Origin of the sequence: Pseudomonas sp. SZ57 (assembly GCF_009495975.1) — a bacterium.
Taxonomy (GTDB): Bacteria; Pseudomonadota; Gammaproteobacteria; order Pseudomonadales; family Pseudomonadaceae; genus Aquipseudomonas; species Aquipseudomonas syringae.
Genome location: NZ_WIBD01000023.1, coordinates 25,447 through 42,604 on the forward strand (window position 1 = coordinate 25,447; position 17,158 = coordinate 42,604).

The following is a 17,158-nucleotide window of genomic DNA, read 5'->3' on the forward strand; positions in this document are numbered from 1 at the left end:
AGCCTGCGGGACTATGACTGGTCTCCCACACGCCTCTTCGTCATCCGGCAATACCGCGAAGCGCGATTTCACTCAGAATGCGTTCCAGCACCTGTTCGATGGACAATTCAGTGGAATCCAGCTGTATGGCGTCGTGCGCCGGCTTCAACGGTGCTACCGCTCGCTGGGTGTCACGCTCGTCGCGTGCACATATCTCATCTAGCAGACTCGACAGACTAACATCATCGCCCTTGGCCTTCAACTGCAAGTAACGTCGACGCGCACGTTCCTCGGCACTGGCGGTGAGGAATATCTTCAACGGGGCATCCGGGAAGACCACGGTGCCCATGTCGCGACCATCCGCGACCAGGCCCGGCTCTTCCTGAAACGCGCGCTGGCGCAACAGCAACGCATCGCGCACCGCCGGCAGCGAGGCCACCTGCGATGCGCCGCTGCCGACCTGTTCGTTGCGAATGGCGTGGGTGACGTCCTCGCCTTCCAGAATGATGCGCTGCCCCTGCCCTGCCGCAGTCGCTTCGAACTGAACATCCAGATGAGCGGCCAGAAGCTTGAGCGCTTCTTCATTGGTCAGGTCGACACCGTGATTGCGCGCCGCGAAAGCCAGCAGGCGATACAGCGCACCGGAGTCGAGCAGGCACCAGCCGAGTTTCCTGGCCAGCAATCCGGCAACCGTGCCCTTTCCGGAACCGCTGGGTCCGTCGATGGTAATAACAGGAGCTTTGATTTTCACTTTTTGTCCTCTTGCGCTACACGCATGCCAACTTGAGCGCACAGCGCCAGAAAATGGGGAAACAATGCGGCGGCATCCGCGCACGCCTGGATACGGATGGGTGCCGAAGCCCTCAACGATGCAACGCGAAACGCCATGACGATACGCTGATCACCGCGAGCATCCACCTCGCCGCCACCCGGCACACCGCCTTCGATAATGATGCCATCCAGCACGGGCTCGGCCTCGATGCCGAGCACCAGCAAACCGTCAGCCATCAGCCTGACGCACTCCGACTCGTCGGCTTGCAGAGCCTGCGCGCCGCGCAGAATGGTACGCCCTTCTGCACAGGCTGCGGCAACAAGAAGCACCGGAAATGCATTCAGCGCCAGCGGCACCAGTGCTTCCGGGATGTCAGCGCCTTTGAGCCGGGCCGAGCGAACATGCAGGTCAGCGACCGTTTCATCCGCCAGCTTGCGGACGTTCTGCAGCACGATATCGCCGCCCATCAGGCGCAAAATATCGATCGCACCCTCGCATGAGGAACTGACGGGAACGTCCTCCAGCAGCAGGTCGCAGCCTTCACTGATCGACGTCGCGACCATGAACAGCACCGCTGACGTCAAATCTACCGGCCCTTTGATGCGATGACTGACACCCTCCGCAGGCCCGCCGTGAACTGCACGAGGCTCGCCAGCGGCGCTATCGACACGGGCACGGCTGGCGAGAATTCTGCCGAAGTGCTCCCTCGCGGCGCGTGCACGGGTAAATACATCCATCAACTGCGCGCCATCACCGGCATCCACCGCGTCACGCAAGGCGTCGAGATCGGTGCGAAAGCTGTCCAGAGTGCGCAGTACGGCATCACGGTTGGCCATGAAAATGTCGTGCCACATGGTCGGATCGCTGCCTGCGATGCGCGTGAAGTCACGAAACCCGCCTGCGGCATACCTGAATATGTCCAGGTTTTCGTTGCGCTTGGCCAGCGAATCGACCAGACCGAATGCCAGCAGATGCGGCAGATGGCTGGTGGCAGCCAGCACCTCGTCGTGGCGCTCGACCTGCATGTGCTCTACGTCGGCCCCAAGGGCTGACCACAACTGGTCGACAATCGCCACCGCCTGGGAATCGGTTTCAGCCAGCGGCGTGAGAATGACCTTATGACGACGAAACAGCGCCGCATTGGAGGCCTCGACGCCGCTCTGCTCGGAACCGGCAATCGGATGGCCAGGCACGAAGCGCGACGGCATGTGCCCGAACGCCTGACGTGCAGCCCTCACCACATTGCCTTTGGCGCTGCCGACGTCGGTCAGGATTGCATGACCCAGATCGATCGGCGCCAGCAGCCCAAGCAGCTTTTCCATGGCCAGTATCGGCACCGCCAGTTGAATCACGTCCGCGCCACGGCAGGCGGTGGCAAGGTCAGCCTCACAACGGTCCACGACCCCCAGCTCGACCGCCAGCTGTCGCGACTGCGGATCGAGGTCGACGCCGACCACCTCGCGACACAGGCCGCTTTCGCGCACACCCTTGGCAAATGAACCACCGATCAGCCCGAGTCCGACGACCACCAGACGACCGATCACCGGCCGTACCGACGGCTCTGCAATCACATCAACCACGCGAACACACCTGACAGCCCGGCAAGGTAAAAAACATACGAATCATGGACCGCACCCTCAGAGAACCGCCTTCGGGTAAGAACCCAACACCTTCAAGGCGACGGCTTCGCTGCTGATTTGCTCCAGCACGGCCTTGACCAGCGGATCCTTGTGATGGCCGACGAAGTCAATGAAGAACACGTAGGTCCACTTGCCGCTGCGCGAAGGACGGGTCTCGATACGCGTCAGGTCCAGGCCATTCTCGTGAAACGGCACCAGCAGCTCGTGCAGCGCGCCGGGCTTGTTGCTCATCGACACAATAATGGACGTCTTGTCATCGCCGGTCGGCGGGACTTCCTGATTGCCGATAATGAGAAAGCGCGTGGAATTGTCTGGACGATCTTCGATCTTTTCTGCCAGACGGGTCAGGCCATACAGACCTGCCGCCATATCGCCGGCGATGGCCGCCGAGTTCCACTCGCCCTTGACCCGCTTGGCGGCTTCGGCGTTGCTGGCAACGGCGACGCGCTCGACATTCGGGTAATGGGCATCCAGCCATTTACGGCACTGAGCCAGTGACTGGGCATGAGAATAGATGCGCGTGATGCTTTCCGTCTTGGTGCTTTCGCCCACCAGCAGATGGTGGTGAATGCGCAATTCGACTTCGCCGCAGATCACCATGTCGTGTTCAAGAAAGCTGTCGAGGGTGTGATTGACCGCGCCTTCGGTGGAGTTTTCCACCGGAACCACGCCGAAATTCACAGCACCGGCGACCACTTCGCGAAACACTTCGTCAATTGCAGCCATCGGCAGACTGATGACGGCGTGGCCGAAATGCTTCATCGCAGCGGCCTGGGTGAACGTCCCCTCAGGGCCAAGATAGGCAACCTTGAGCGGCTGTTCCAGCGCCAGGCAGGAAGACATGATTTCGCGGAACAGACGCGCCATTTCTTCGTTGCTCAACGGTCCGCGATTGCGTTCCATGACTCGCCTGAGCACCGCAGCTTCGCGCTCCGGACGATAGAACACAGGCACTTCGCCTTCAGCCAGCGAGGACATCTTGACCCTGGCCACTTCCTGGGCACAGCGGGCACGCTCACTGATCAGTTCCAGAACCTTCTCATCGAGGCTGTCGATACGGACGCGAAGCGCCTTGAGTTCTTGCTCGGACATCAGCCGTGCTCCTTCTCGAAGTCTTTCATGTAGGCCACCAGCGCGTTGATAGCGTTGATATCGATTGCGTTGTAGATGGATGCACGCATGCCACCCACCGAGCGATGGCCCTTGAGGTTAAGCAGGCCGTTTGCATCGGCACCGGCCAGGAACGGCTTGTCGAGACGATCGTCAGCCAGACGGAACGGAACGTTCATCCACGAACGATCAGGCTTGTTGATCGGGTTGCTGTACAGCTCGCTGGCGTCGATGAAGTCATACAGCGTGCGCTGCTTGATTTCGTTGCGCTTGCCGATCGCTTCGACACCGCCCTGCTCTTTCAGCCATTCGAACACCAGCCCGGACAGGTACCAGGCCAGGGTCGGCGGCGTGTTGTACATCGAGCCATTGTCGGCCGCGACCTTGTAGTCGAGCATGGTCGGGCACAGCGAGCGCGCGCGGCCCAGCAGGTCTTCGCGAATGATCACCACCACGATGCCGCTGGGGCCGATGTTCTTCTGAGCGCCGGCGTAAATCATGCCGAAACGCGAGATATCCAGCGGACGCGAGAGGATGTCCGAAGACATGTCGGCCACCAGGGGCACGTCGCCGGTTTCCGGAATCCAGTTGAATTCCAGGCCGCCAATGGTTTCGTTTGGCGCGTAGTGGACGTAAGCCGCGTCCTTGGACAGCTTCCACTCGTTCTGGCCGGGAATCGCAAAGTAATCGTAGGCCTTGGCGCTGGCCGCGACGTTGATTGCGCCGTAACGCGACGCCTCGTCGATAGCCTTCTGCGACCAGATGCCGGTGTCGATGTAATCAGCCTTGCCGTTTTCAGGCAGCAGGTTCAGCGCAATCTGGGCGAACTGCTGGCTGGCACCGCCTTGCAGGAACAACACTTTGTAATTCGAAGGAATGGACAGCAGGTCACGCAGATCCTGCTCGGCCTTGGTGGCAATGGAGACGAACTCATCACTGCGGTGGCTCATTTCCATGACGGAAAGGCCTTTGCCATGCCAGTCGAGGAGTTCCGCCTGGGCACGCAGCAGAACAGCTTCAGGAAGCGCAGCAGGACCTGCGCAGAAGTTAAAGGCTCGCTTGCTCATATCCACTCTCGTCAAATACGTTGGGTCTGTACGCGCTTGTTTCTGGTTGCTTGCCACGAGCAGACAGACGCCGCAGCGACTGGCAGCTCCTTGCGGGAATCTTGATCCGGCCGCCGGGCTGGCCGAATGCTGCAAGGGCTGGACTTGCCTGGAATGCAGATGCATGCACAGACGAGCCAGCCCTTACCTGATTTACGTTACCGTTTAGTTCTGTGGTTCGTCTTCGTCTGACGCAGCATCCGCCTGCAGGTCTTCACCGGCATCGTCCACTTCAGCGGCATCGACGATCACGCCGTCGACAAGCTCACCCTCAAGCTCTTCGCCTTCGACTTCCGACGGCTCCTGAACACGCTCCAGACCAACCAGCTTCTCGTCGCTGGCCAGCTTGATCAGGGTAACGCCCTGGGTGTTACGACCCAGACTGGAGACTTCGCCGACGCGGGTACGAACCAGCGTGCCCTGGTCGGAAATCAGCATGATTTCTTCGCCATCGAGCACCTGAACCGCGCCGACCAGACGGCCGTTACGCTCGTTGCTGACCATGGCGATGACGCCCTGACCGCCGCGCTTGTACTCAGGGAACTCGGAAATGGCCGTACGCTTGCCGTAGCCGCGCTCGGAAGCGGTCAGAATCTGGCTGCCTTCTTCCGGGATCAGCATCGAAATCAGCTTTTGCCCTTCTGGCAGACGCATACCACGAACACCGCGGGCGGTACGGCCCATGGCGCGTACGTCGGATTCCTTGAAGCGGGTCACCTTGCCACCGTCGGAGAACAGCATGATTTCCTGCTCGCCATCGGTAATGGCTGCAGAGATCAGGATGTCGCCCTCGTCCAGTTCGAGGGCGATGAGGCCCGAGCTGCGCTGACGGCTGAATGCAACCAGCGGGGTCTTCTTGACGGTACCGTTGGCGGTGGACATGAAGATGAACGGAGCCTTCTTCTTGTCGGCAGCCTTGATACGGGCCTTGCGCTCTTCTTCGGTCTCGCTGCTGTTTTCCGCGTCGTCCAGCTCGCCTTCCAGGGCTTCGCCTTCTTCATCGGCACGCTTGCGCATGGCTTCGAGATCGACCGGCAGCATGGTGGTGATGTATTCGCCGTCGCTCAACGGCAACAGGTTGACCAGCGGACGACCACGGGCAGCGCGGGACGCTTCCGGAATCTCGTAGGTCTTGAGCCAGTAGACCTTGCCCTTGCTGGAGAACATCAGCAGCGTGGTGTGGCTGTTGGCGACCAGCAGGTGAGCGATGTAGTCCTCATCCTTGATGCCGGTGGCCGACTTGCCCTTGCCGCCGCGACGCTGAGCCTGATAGACCGCCAATGGCTGAGTCTTGGCATAGCCGCCGTGGGAAATAGTGACGACACGCTCTTCTTCGGTGATCAGGTCACCCAGCGTCAGGTCCAGACGCGCATCGAGAATTTCGGTGCGACGGGCATCGCCGTATTCGGAGCGGATCAGTTCCAGCTCTTCGCGGATCACTTCCATCAGGCGCGTTGCGCTGTTCAGGATGCGGATCAGCTCGCCGATCTGATTGAGGATTTCCTGGTACTCGCCCAGCAGCTTCTCGTGCTCGAGACCGGTCAGGCGGTGCAGACGCAGCTCCAGAATGGCCTGAGCCTGTTCCGGCGACAGGAAATACTTGCCTTCACGCAGACCGTATTGCGGATCGAGGTTCTCGGGGCGGCACGAATCGGCACCGGCACGCTCGACCATCTCGACCACTGCGCTCGACTCCCAAGGCGTCTTGATCAACGCTTCCTTGGCTTCGGCAGGTGTCGGAGAGGCCTTGATGAGGGCGATGACCGGATCGATGTTGGACAGCGCAACGGCCTGACCTTCAAGGATGTGGCCACGCTCGCGCGCTTTGCGCAGTTCGAAGACGGTACGACGGGTCACCACTTCGCGGCGGTGACGAACGAAGGCTTCCAGCAGATCCTTGAGGTTCAGAATGCGCGGACGACCGTCGATCAGGGCAACGATGTTGATACCGAAAACGCTTTGCAGCTGGGTCTGGGCGTAGAGGTTGTTGAGGATAACCTCAGGCACTTCGCCGCGACGCAGCTCGATGACCACGCGCATACCGTCCTTGTCGGACTCGTCGCGCAGTTCGGTGATGCCTTCGAGTTTCTTTTCCTTGACCAGCTCGGCGATCTTCTCGATCAGACGTGCCTTGTTCAGCTGGTAAGGCAGCTCGGTGATGACGATCTGCTGGCGACCGCCCACCTTGTCGATGTCTTCGACGATGGAGCGGGCACGCATGTAAATGCGTCCACGGCCCGTGCGATAGGCTTCGATGATGCCGGCGCGACCGTTGATGATCGCCGCGGTCGGGAAATCCGGACCGGGGATGTATTGCATCAACTCGTCGATCGTCAACTCGGGGTTGTCGATCAGTGCCAGGCAACCGTCGATGACTTCACCGAGGTTGTGCGGCGGAATGTTGGTCGCCATGCCCACAGCGATACCGCTGGAACCGTTGACCAGCAGGTTGGGAATACGGGTCGGCATGACCGCCGGGATCATCTCGGTGCCGTCGTAGTTCGGCACCCAGTCCACGGTTTCCTTGTGCAGGTCGGCCAGCAGCTCGTGCGCCAGCTTGGTCATGCGCACTTCGGTGTATCGCATGGCGGCAGCGTTGTCGCCGTCGACCGAACCGAAGTTGCCCTGACCGTCTACCAGCAGGTAGCGCAGCGAGAATGGCTGAGCCATACGAACGATGGTGTCGTACACGGCGGTGTCGCCGTGCGGGTGATACTTACCGATCACGTCACCAACCACACGGGCGGATTTCTTGTACGGCTTGTTCCAGTCGTTACCCAGCTCGCTCATTGCGAACAACACGCGCCGGTGCACGGGCTTCAAGCCATCGCGTGCATCGGGCAGTGCGCGACCGACGATTACGCTCATTGCGTAGTCGAGGTAGGACTGCTTCAGCTCGTCTTCGATATTGACCGGGAGGATTTCTTTGGCCAGTTCGCCCATGAGAAGCCTGATTCCTTTTTCTGGTGAAACCTCGCAAACCCATTCGGGGTATACGAAGCTCGCCGCTGCCAGCATGTGCAGGGCAGCGACTTACGACAAATCAACGAGTTATGCCATGAATCTACGCAGCGTGGGCGACCACAATCAGTGTCCCCGATAACCGCCGGATATTACCACAATCGCCGAGGCGCTCACATCCTTTGCAGGCGCTGAAAGCAAGCCACAGACACATAACACGCCTGAGAAACGCTTACAGGCCCGTCCAGCCGCATTGCACAGCGGCGAAGGGTCGGGCCTGTCGACCTCAGTGGAGGTGTTTACGGCTCATCAATTGAGCCATGCGCGCGGTATCGGGACGCTCGACGATGCCCTTTTCGGTCACGATGGCGTCGATCAGGTCTGCCGGCGTCACATCGAACACCGGGTTGAATGCCTCGACTTCGGCGCCTACCCGCTGACCGCCCACTTCAAGCAGTTCGCGGCCGTCGCGCTCTTCGATGATGATGTCGTCGCCACTGGCCATGTCCATGTCGATGGTCGAGCTCGGTGCGACCACCATGAAGCGCACCCCGTGGTGCATGGCGGCAACAGCGAGCTGATAGGTACCGATCTTGTTCGCCACGTCGCCGTTGGCGGTGATGCGGTCGGCGCCAACGATGACCCAGGTGATGCCCTTGGTGCGCATCAGGTGCGCGGCGGCGGAATCTGCGTTCAGGGTCACCGGGATGCCTTCATTGGCCAGCTCCCATGCGGTCAGACGCGAGCCCTGCAGCCAGGGCCGGGTTTCGTCGGCGTAGACCCGCTCGATCATGCCTTCCAGATGCGCCGCACGGATCACGCCCAGCGCCGTGCCAAAGCCCCCAGTGGCCAGCGCCCCGGTATTGCAGTGGGTGAGCACCGTCTGCAGATTGCCCTGATGCTTGCGGATCAGGTCGGCGCCCAGCTGCGCCATAGTCAGATTGGCCTCGCGGTCGCTCAGGTGAATCGCCACGGCTTCGGCCTCAAGGGCCGCCAGTGGGTCATCGCCGTCCTTGACGCGCATCAGACGATCACGCATCCGGTTCAGCGCCCAGAACAGATTCACTGCCGTCGGGCGCGAATCGGCCAGCAACTGCAAGTCCTCTTCCAGCGCCGGATACCAGTCTGCACCTTGCGCGATACGCGCACGTGCGGCCAGCACCGCACCATAGGCAGCACTGATGCCGATAGCGGGCGCGCCGCGCACGACCATCGTGCGAATCGCTTCGGCGACTCCCTCGGCGGTGGTATAGCGGTGCCAGACTTCCTCGAACGGCAGTACCCGCTGGTCCAGCAGGTACAGAGCGTCGTCTCGCCAATCGATGGCCTTAACTTTCTCTGCAGCCAACATTCGATCGCGCATCGCCAACTCCATCTTGAACATCCGAAACCCAGCATCAAAAGCCGCTGATTATAGCGAGCCGCCTGCGAAGACGCTCGGGTATACTTCGTCATCAACGTAATAAACGATGGAAACCTTCTCATGCCGAACGCTACAGCACCGCTCGACCTTTTGCTCCTGCCCGCCTGGCTGGTGCCGGTCGAGCCCGCAGGCGTCGTGCTCAAGGACCACGGCATCGGCATCCGCGATGGCTGTATCGTCTATATCGGTCCACGCGCCGAAGCGCTGCGGCAAAACGCCGTGCAGGTGCAGGAACTGCCCGGCATGCTGCTCAGCCCCGGCCTGATCAACGCCCACGGCCATGCGGCGATGACCCTGTTTCGCGGGCTGGCCGACGACCTGCCACTGATGACCTGGCTGCAGGACCACATCTGGCCTGCCGAAGGCAAGTGGGTGGATGAAGACTTCGTACGTGACGGCACAGACCTGGCCATCGCCGAGCAGCTCAAGGGCGGCATCACCTGTTTCTCCGACATGTACTTCTACCCCAAGGTGGCCGCCGAACGCGTCCACGCCAGCGGCATGCGTGCGCAGATCACCGTCCCGGTGCTGGATTTTCCGATTCCAGGTGCCCACACCACGGCTGAAGCCCTGCACAACGGCATCGAACTGTTCAACGACCTCGCTCACCATCCACGCATCAAGATCGCCTTCGGCCCGCATGCGCCCTATACCGTGAGCGATGAGAACCTGGAGAAGGTCCGGGTGATTGCCGACGAGTTGGACGCCACGATCCAGATGCACGTCCACGAGACCGCATTTGAAGTCGAGCAGGCTGTCGAACAGCGCCAGGAACGCCCTCTTGCCCGCCTCAACCGACTGGGCATGCTCGGGCCGCGCTTCCAGGCCGTGCACATGACGCAGATCAGCGACGACGATCTGGCCCTGCTGGTGGAAAGCAATACCAGCGTCATTCATTGCCCGGAATCCAATCTAAAGCTGGCCAGCGGTTTCTGCCCGGTCGAGCGACTGTGGCAGGCGGGTGTGAACGTTGCAGTGGGCACCGACGGCGCCGCCAGCAACAATGACCTGGACCTGCTCGGCGAAACCCGCACCGCCGCCTTGCTGGCCAAGGCTGTTGCCGGTTCGGCCACGGCGCTGGATGCACACCGCGCGTTGCGCATGGCGACGCTGAACGGCGCTCGCGCCCTGGGTATTCAGGCCGAGACCGGCTCGCTGGAGATCGGCAAGGCGGCGGACATGGTCGCTTTCGACCTGTCGGGTCTGGCCCAGCAACCGATCTACGACCCGGTATCGCAGCTTATATATGCCACTGGCCGCGATTGCGTCAGCCATGTCTGGGTGGCCGGCAAGCAATTGCTCGACGCTCGCCAGCTGACTCGTATGGATGAACACGCTCTGCGCGACACCGCGATTGCGTGGGGCCAGCGTATTTCCGGTAAAGCCGAATAATTCGATTCGGACCGAACACATGCCAGTCAGGCTTATCTATAAGCCTGACTGATGAAAAGAATTTTGAGTTCAAGAGGGACACCCATGAGCAACGTCGACCGCGCAGAAATCGCCAAATTCGAGGCCCTGGCCCATCGCTGGTGGGACCGCGAAAGCGAATTCAAGCCGCTGCATGACATCAACCCGCTGCGCGTCAACTGGATCGACGAGCGTGTCGGCCTGGCGGGCAAGAAGGTGCTGGACGTCGGCTGCGGCGGCGGCATCCTCAGCGAGGCGATGGCCCTGCGCGGCGCCACGGTGACCGGCATCGACATGGGCGAAGCGCCGCTGGCCGTCGCGCAGCTGCATCAGCTCGAATCGGGTGTCAGCGTTGAGTATCGACAGATCACCGCCGAGGACATGGCCGAAGAAATGCCCGAGCAATACGATGTAGTGACCTGCCTGGAAATGCTCGAGCACGTGCCGGACCCCTCCTCGGTGATCCGCGCCTGCTATCGCATGGTCAAGCCAGGCGGCCAGGTGTTCTTCTCGACCATCAACCGCAACCCGAAAGCCTATCTGTTCGCGGTGGTCGGCGCCGAATACATCCTCAACCTGCTGCCACGCGGCACCCACGACTTCAAGAAATTCATCCGCCCTTCCGAGCTGGGCGCCTGGAGCCGTGACGCCGGCCTGCAGGTCAAGGACGTCATCGGCCTGACCTACAACCCGCTGACCAAGCATTACAAGCTGACCTCCGACGTCGGCGTCAACTACATGATCCAGACCCTGCGGGAGGCATGACAGATGCGCCTGAGAGCGGTTTTATTCGACATGGACGGCACCTTGCTCGACACCGCACCGGACTTCATCGCCATTGCCCAGGCGATGCTCGCCGATCGCAACCTGCCTGCGGTACCGGACAAACTGATCCGCGATGAAGTTTCCGGCGGCGCCAGAGCCATGGTCGCGGCCAGCTTTGCGATGTCCCCCGAAGACCCACAATTCGAGGCGTTGCGTCTGGAGTTTCTGGAACGCTATCAGCGTGACTGCGCCGTCCACAGCAAACTGTTCGACGGCATGGACGAACTGCTGGCCGACATCGAGAAGGCTGGTCTGATCTGGGGTGTGGTGACCAACAAACCGGTGCGCTTCGCTCAGCCCATCATGGAGCGCCTCGGCCTGGCGGAACGCTCGGCGCTACTGATCTGCCCGGACCATGTCACACACAGCAAGCCACACCCGGAACCGATGATTCTGGCCTGCCGGATGCTTGACCTGGACCCGGCCAGCGTTCTGTTCGTAGGCGACGATCTGCGCGACATCGAGTCCGGGCGCGACGCTGGCACAAAGACCGCCGCCGTGCGCTACGGCTACATCCACCCCGACGACAACCCCGACCACTGGGGCGCCGACGTGGTGGTCGATCATCCGCTGGAATTGCGCAAGGTGCTGGATAACGCACTGTGCAGTTGCTGAACGAGGCTCTACATGTTTGATTACTCCGCGCACCCGGAACTGCTCAAGGGCCGGATCATTCTGGTTACCGGCGCCGCTCGCGGCATCGGTGCCGCAGCCGCCAAAGCCTACGCAGCACATGGCGCCACCGTCCTGCTGCTGGGCAGGACCGAAGCCAGCCTGGCGCAGGTCCATGACGAGATAAAAGCAGCAGGCCAGCCGCAGCCGCAGCCGCTGGTCATACCCTTCGATCTGCAAAGCACCGACCCTGCGCAGTACCACGCGCTGGCGACCATGATCGAGCGCACAGTCGGCCGTCTTGACGGGCTGCTGCACAACGCCTCGATCATCGGCCCGCGTACCTCAGTGGAGCACCTGCCCGGCGAAGACTTCATGCAGGTTATGCACGTCAACGTCAATGCCACCTTCATGCTCACACAGGCACTGCTGCCGCTGCTTCAGCGTTCGGAGGATGCGTCGATAGCCTTCACCTCCAGCAGCGTGGGCCGCAAGGGGCGCGCGCAATGGGGCGCTTACGGCGTATCGAAGTTTGCCACCGAAGGCCTGATGCAAACCCTCGCTGACGAGCTGGAAGGCGTCAGCACGGTCCGCACCAACAGCATCAACCCAGGCGCGACCCGTACCGGCATGCGCGCGCAGGCCTACCCGGACGAAAACCCGCAGAACAATCCGGCACCTGACGAGATCATGCCGGTCTATCTGTACCTGATGGGGCCGGACAGCAAAGGCATCAATGGGCAGGCATTGAATGCCCAGTGAAGGGGGAAGGCCGTCGTGACGGAAAACCGTCAAAAAGGCTGTTTCGAGCGGCTTTTCAAGTCAAGGAATTGCCGATCCGGGGCCACTGTCAGAGAGATGGCGTCAGCTAAACCACTGATTTTAATAAGTCTGGCCAAAAATGAACCGAATGGCACCACGTCCCCTCTAACCCAGCCAAGCCAGCAATATGTGCTGAGGAGCGAAGAGATGAATTTTCCTACCCAGACCCATGCAATCGACTTCGATACGGCTGAACTGCAGCGCCTGGGTTTTAGAAATCGACCTGACGCCGTGCTTCCACCCCCGTCACTGCCCGAACTGATCTACCAGCTTGGACGACAATTGCAGACCAGTCTTGAAGCCGAGCGGATACTGACCCTGTTCTTTCAAGGCGTACAACGGTTTCTGCCATTGAGCGGTCTGATGTATCGACATATCGAAAGCGACTTGCAGCTGCGTCTGGGCGAGATGTCATCCGACAGCGCCAGTTTTCACCTGCGTCACGAAGGCAAATGCATCGGCGAACTGGAGTTCCAGGGCGCCAGGCCATTCGACACGCGGCAACTGAGCGACCTCGAATCCCTGCTGGTCTGCCTGGTGTATCCGCTGCTGAATGCGCTGCTGTACCGCATTGCCACACAAACTGCCCTGCGTGACCCGCTGACCAGCACCGGCAACCGCATCGCCATGGATCAGGGCCTGGCCCGTGAAATCGAAATTTCACGTCGCCACAAGCAACCCCTGTCCCTGCTGATGCTGGATATCGACCACTTCAAGAAAGTGAATGATGAATACGGTCATCACACCGGTGACGATGTGCTGAAAACCGTCGCGCAGAGCCTGAAAGCGCAACTGCGCAATATCGATCGGGTGTTCCGCTATGGCGGTGAAGAGTTCGTAGTGATTCTGTCCAACACCGGCGCCGATTCTGCCGAACTGATTGGCAAGCGGCTGTGCCAGGCCGTGCGTAATCTCGAGTTTCGCGAGCTTAGCCCGGCATTGACCATGACTGTCAGCCTGGGTTGCTCGACACTGCTGCCGACTGAGACAGCCGACAGCCTGCTGCGCCGTGCCGATAATGCGCTGTACGTCGCCAAGCGCGAAGGCCGCAATCGTATCGCCATGGCCAGCTAGCTCTCTCTCCCGCCTTCTCGCCCGTCCCTACGCCTCCAGCGCGGCAACACGTCCTCGCGGCTTGACCCTGTCCAGCTGCATGCAACGCTCAAGAAACAGGTGCATGTAGTCGTAGCTTTTAGTAACGGCCTGACGCAGCTCGGCCTGCAATTGCACACTCGGCTTGTTACCCACCAGCGTACAAATGATCTCGAGCGCCTCCCAAGGGTGCGCGTCGTCGTACTGTGCATGCATCTTGAGCCACTTCATGGCTTTCTTGCGGGTCTCTTCAGGAAAGGCTTCGGCGTACACACCGCTGGAGCAGACCACGGCAGACCATTCGCCGGTCGCCCCCTCAATGGCGTAGTTGGTAGCCGCCATCGCCACGGCCAGCGAATCCGATGAGCTGGTCTGCCAGCACCAGTGGCTCAGCGCGTGCAACTCGGGCGCTACCCGTTGATCGTGCAAGTCTTCAAGCGTCACCCCATGGGCCGCACACCAGTTCACCCAGTAGTCGGCATGATTGAGTTCGACGCGGATATTGCGCATCAGCCAGCGGCGCGCCATGTCTTCACCCGGGTGACGACCGAAACGGGTCTTGGTGAGGTTCTTGGCCATGTACACGGCAAATTGCTCGACGACTGGCCACCCGCCGATCAGGTAATGGCGCATGATCTGCGGACTCAACTTTGCGTCACGCATCTGCTGGTACAGCTCGTGCTCGACCACCCGTGCTTTTGCAGCGCTGCAATCCTTGATCAACTGCTGCGCCCAGGCCGGATAACTGCTGGCTTCCATGAGCGGACCGGTTCTTTCGAAAGCGTCGATCACTGGGGTATCTCCTTATGAGGGTTTCAACTGATTAACGTAGCGTTCCTGGCGCGCCGAACATCAGGGGGTCAGGCCGTACGGGCTGAATATAAAGACTCTCGCAAGTGAACAATTCAGGGCGGGAAATCAGATAGCCCTGTGCAAAATCCACGCCCATTTCCTGCAACGCAGATTCGATCTGCGGCGTTTCAACGTACTCTGCAATGGTGCGTTTGCCCATGACATGACCGATATTATTGATCACCTCGACCATAGCCTTATTGATCGGATTGTCGAGCATGTCCTTTACAAAACTGCCATCGATCTTGAGGAAATCCACCGGCAAATGCTTGAGATAGGCAAAAGACGACATGCCCGAGCAGAAATCATCAAGGGAAAACTGACAACCCAGGCCCTTCAACTCATTGATGAATCTGATCGCACTTTGCAGGTCGGCAATCGCACTGGTCTCGGTGATCTCGAAGCAGATCATCCCGGGCGATACGGCAAACGTCTTGAATTGCTGTTTCAGGTATTCGAGAAACGTATCATCGCCGATACTCGATCCAGACAAATTTATAGCACATAGCGCCTGAGGCACCTGATGCCGATCATCACTCTGGCACTGGGCTATGACTTTGAACACATTGTGCACCACCCACCTATCCAGCGTAGTCATGAGCCCGTAGCGCTCGGCGGCCGGAATGAAATTGTCCGGCACGACCATTCGTCCAGACTCGTCGCGCAGGCGCAGGAGGATTTCAATGTGTCGTACTTCGCCCGCTTCACCCTTTATCGAGGCGATTTCCTGCGCATAAAGGCAAAAGCGATTTTCGTCCATGGCCATGTGCAGCCGCTGTATCCAGGCCATCTCACCAAAACGCATCGACAGTGTCAGGTCATCCACACTGTAGGCCTGGACCCGGTTGCGACCTCTTTCCTTGGCCATATAACAGGCCATGTCGGCGGCAGACAATGACCCTTCCAGAGACGCAGGTGTGTCGCCGAGGTGCACCAGGCCAATACTGACGGTAGTCATGAATGGCCGACCTTTCCACATGAAATGCAAACGCTGCACCGCCTCGCGCAACGCCTCGGCAATATCGAGCGCCGTTTCGTCGGGGCAGTCGACCAGCAGCACGCCGAACTCGTCACCTCCCAACCGGGCCAGCGTATCCCCCTCGCGCAAGCCCTCCGGCAAGGCCCGACACAGCTGGCGCAGCAGTTCATCGCCCGCCGCATGACCACCGGTATCATTGACCAGCTTGAACTGGTCCAGATCGAGAAACATCAGGCAATGGCTCCGGCCCTGACCGCAGTCTTCGTCGAGCACGCACTGCAAACGGCGTTCGAATTCGCTGCGGTTGACCAGGCCGGTCAGCGGATCGTGGGCAGCCTGCCAGGACAGATCGGCGATGTACTGCTGCTCCTGGGTCATGTCATGCAGCACCAGCACCGCGCCACTGATCACGCCTTCGGTGTAGATCGGCGTGCCGACCAGCGCGACGGACACCGTGCTGCCATCAAGGCGCTGGATCAGCTTGCTGTTGGCGCTGCCACCCTTGAGCTTGCCGGCGATGATCTGCTCGACCAGCGTTGACTGGTCTTTCTGATCGTTTTCATCCAGCAGATTGAACAGCGCAGCCAGCGGAAGCCCGCTGGCCTGATTGGCTTTCCAGTGGGTGAGGCCCTCGGCGGCCGGGTTCATGTAGACGATGGCACCGGCCACATCGATGGTGATCACCCCGTCGCCGATGGACTCCAGCGTGATCTGCGCCCGCTCCTTCTCCAGTTGCAGGGCGTCGGCAAACACGCGGCGCTGGACGATCAGACGACGCACCCGCAGCAGCGCCAGAAGAATCAATATCACGGCGGTGACCAGATTGACCGCTATCAACAGGTTGAGGATCAGCCTGGAGCCTTCGCCCAGCGCATCACTGAACGCGCGCGCAGCAGGCGTGACGCCTTCATTGATGACATTGATCTGCTCGCGCCATTGATCGACCTCGGCGGCGCTCACAGCGCCCTGCCCGACCCGCTCATGAATATGCCGCGCAAGCTCATCGAGCTGCATGAGATAGCCGTCACCCACTTCCCAGAAGTGAATAACCTGCTTCATGAAGCTGAAGCTGTGGAAATTCAGGTACATCCAGATGATGCCGTTTACGTCATCGGGGTGATTGCCGCCCTGAATGATTCCACTTCTGGCATCGGCCAGGGACGGATTGGGCTGATCGAGGGCCCTGCGTAGCGCGTGGCCGCCCTGAGGTACGGAAAAGGCTTTTTGATACTTGAGGTAGTCACGCTCGTCATGCCGGTTGGCGTACAGGCTCAGGTAGTGGATAGCGTCCTTTTGCCCCTTGGACCAGAGACTCTCCCCCGCCACATAGCTGCGCACGGCAGACATGGTGTAGAGACTGACGCATCCCAGCAACGCCTGAAACAGCGCGACAGCAATGAAAGGCCACACAATGCCCAACAGACGGGGCTTGGAGAAGATCCATGGTTGCTTCATGGGTTTCACGTCACCACATGCCTGAATAAACGTCTAGCGCAGAGACTAGGCTAAATTCGCCCTTGAGGGCAGGTGATTCTCCCGCAATCGGGCCAACCTGTGCGCTGATCGAGGCTTCGC

The 17,158-nt window shown here is 60.3% G+C and carries 13 protein-coding genes; 5 read left to right on the forward strand and 8 right to left on the reverse strand.

The annotated features are described in order from the left end of the window. Nucleotides 1-40: 40 nt before the first annotated feature. The 6 genes from cmk to mtnA all read right to left on the reverse strand — a co-directional run bounded on the left by cmk (nucleotide 41) and on the right by mtnA (nucleotide 8,931). Nucleotides 41-730: a (d)CMP kinase gene (gene cmk, locus GE543_RS19885; RefSeq protein ID WP_002554563.1), complete on the reverse strand. Its 690-nt coding sequence runs from the start codon at nucleotides 728-730 to the stop codon at nucleotides 41-43. Next, complete coding sequence (locus tag GE543_RS19890; protein ID WP_371927206.1) at nucleotides 727-2,331, reverse strand: prephenate dehydrogenase/arogenate dehydrogenase family protein; 1,605 nt, start codon at nucleotides 2,329-2,331, stop codon at nucleotides 727-729. The genes cmk and GE543_RS19890 overlap by 4 nt, the downstream gene beginning before the upstream one ends. Nucleotides 2,332-2,388: 57 nt before the next feature. Next, nucleotides 2,389-3,483, reverse strand: coding sequence for a prephenate dehydratase (gene pheA, locus GE543_RS19895; RefSeq protein ID WP_003404232.1), 1,095 nt, complete (start codon nucleotides 3,481-3,483; stop codon nucleotides 2,389-2,391). Then, nucleotides 3,483-4,568 carry a 3-phosphoserine/phosphohydroxythreonine transaminase gene (gene serC / locus GE543_RS19900; RefSeq protein ID WP_003393775.1) on the reverse strand — a complete coding sequence of 362 codons (1,086 nt, stop codon included), beginning with the start codon at nucleotides 4,566-4,568 and terminating at the stop codon, nucleotides 3,483-3,485. Before serC ends, pheA begins: the two co-directional genes overlap by 1 nt. Before the next feature lie 204 nt (nucleotides 4,569-4,772). After that, complete coding sequence (gene gyrA / locus GE543_RS19905; RefSeq protein ID WP_003418115.1) at nucleotides 4,773-7,550, reverse strand: DNA gyrase subunit A; 2,778 nt, start codon at nucleotides 7,548-7,550, stop codon at nucleotides 4,773-4,775. Nucleotides 7,551-7,854: 304 nt separating this feature from the next. Next, nucleotides 7,855-8,931 (reverse strand): S-methyl-5-thioribose-1-phosphate isomerase, encoded by a 1,077-nt coding sequence (gene mtnA / locus GE543_RS19910; protein ID WP_065088655.1) that lies wholly within the window; start codon nucleotides 8,929-8,931, stop codon nucleotides 7,855-7,857. Nucleotides 8,932-9,051: 120 nt separating this feature from the next. Here mtnA and GE543_RS19915 point away from each other — a divergent pair, with 120 nt between their 5' ends. From GE543_RS19915 to GE543_RS19935, 5 genes are all read left to right on the forward strand, one after another. Next, nucleotides 9,052-10,383 (forward strand): TRZ/ATZ family hydrolase, encoded by a 1,332-nt coding sequence (locus GE543_RS19915; protein ID WP_153222209.1) that lies wholly within the window; start codon nucleotides 9,052-9,054, stop codon nucleotides 10,381-10,383. A gap of 84 nt (nucleotides 10,384-10,467) precedes the next feature. Beyond that, the gene (gene ubiG, locus GE543_RS19920; RefSeq protein WP_003369710.1) at nucleotides 10,468-11,166 is read left to right on the forward strand and encodes a bifunctional 2-polyprenyl-6-hydroxyphenol methylase/3-demethylubiquinol 3-O-methyltransferase UbiG; all 699 of its coding nucleotides are present in this window, start codon (nucleotides 10,468-10,470) and stop codon (nucleotides 11,164-11,166) included. Nucleotides 11,167-11,169: 3 nt separating this feature from the next. After that, nucleotides 11,170-11,841, forward strand: a complete 672-nt coding sequence (gene mupP, locus GE543_RS19925) for an N-acetylmuramic acid 6-phosphate phosphatase MupP (RefSeq protein WP_003418124.1) — start codon at nucleotides 11,170-11,172, stop codon at nucleotides 11,839-11,841. A 12-nt stretch (nucleotides 11,842-11,853) separates the two neighbouring features. Next, nucleotides 11,854-12,600: a YciK family oxidoreductase gene (locus tag GE543_RS19930; RefSeq protein ID WP_046236212.1), complete on the forward strand. Its 747-nt coding sequence runs from the start codon at nucleotides 11,854-11,856 to the stop codon at nucleotides 12,598-12,600. A 207-nt stretch (nucleotides 12,601-12,807) separates the two neighbouring features. Further along, nucleotides 12,808-13,734 carry a GGDEF domain-containing protein gene (locus GE543_RS19935; RefSeq protein ID WP_003418129.1) on the forward strand — a complete coding sequence of 309 codons (927 nt, stop codon included), beginning with the start codon at nucleotides 12,808-12,810 and terminating at the stop codon, nucleotides 13,732-13,734. Between the two features lie 27 nt (nucleotides 13,735-13,761). Here GE543_RS19935 and GE543_RS19940 read toward each other — a convergent pair whose 3' ends face one another. Together GE543_RS19940 and GE543_RS19945 are read right to left on the reverse strand one after the other, a co-directional pair. Continuing rightward, on the reverse strand, nucleotides 13,762-14,544 hold the full coding sequence (locus tag GE543_RS19940; protein WP_003418131.1) for a TenA family transcriptional regulator: 783 nt from the start codon (nucleotides 14,542-14,544) through the stop codon (nucleotides 13,762-13,764). A gap of 31 nt (nucleotides 14,545-14,575) precedes the next feature. Then, complete coding sequence (locus GE543_RS19945; protein WP_153222210.1) at nucleotides 14,576-17,038, reverse strand: EAL domain-containing protein; 2,463 nt, start codon at nucleotides 17,036-17,038, stop codon at nucleotides 14,576-14,578. Nucleotides 17,039-17,158: the final 120 nt, after the last annotated feature.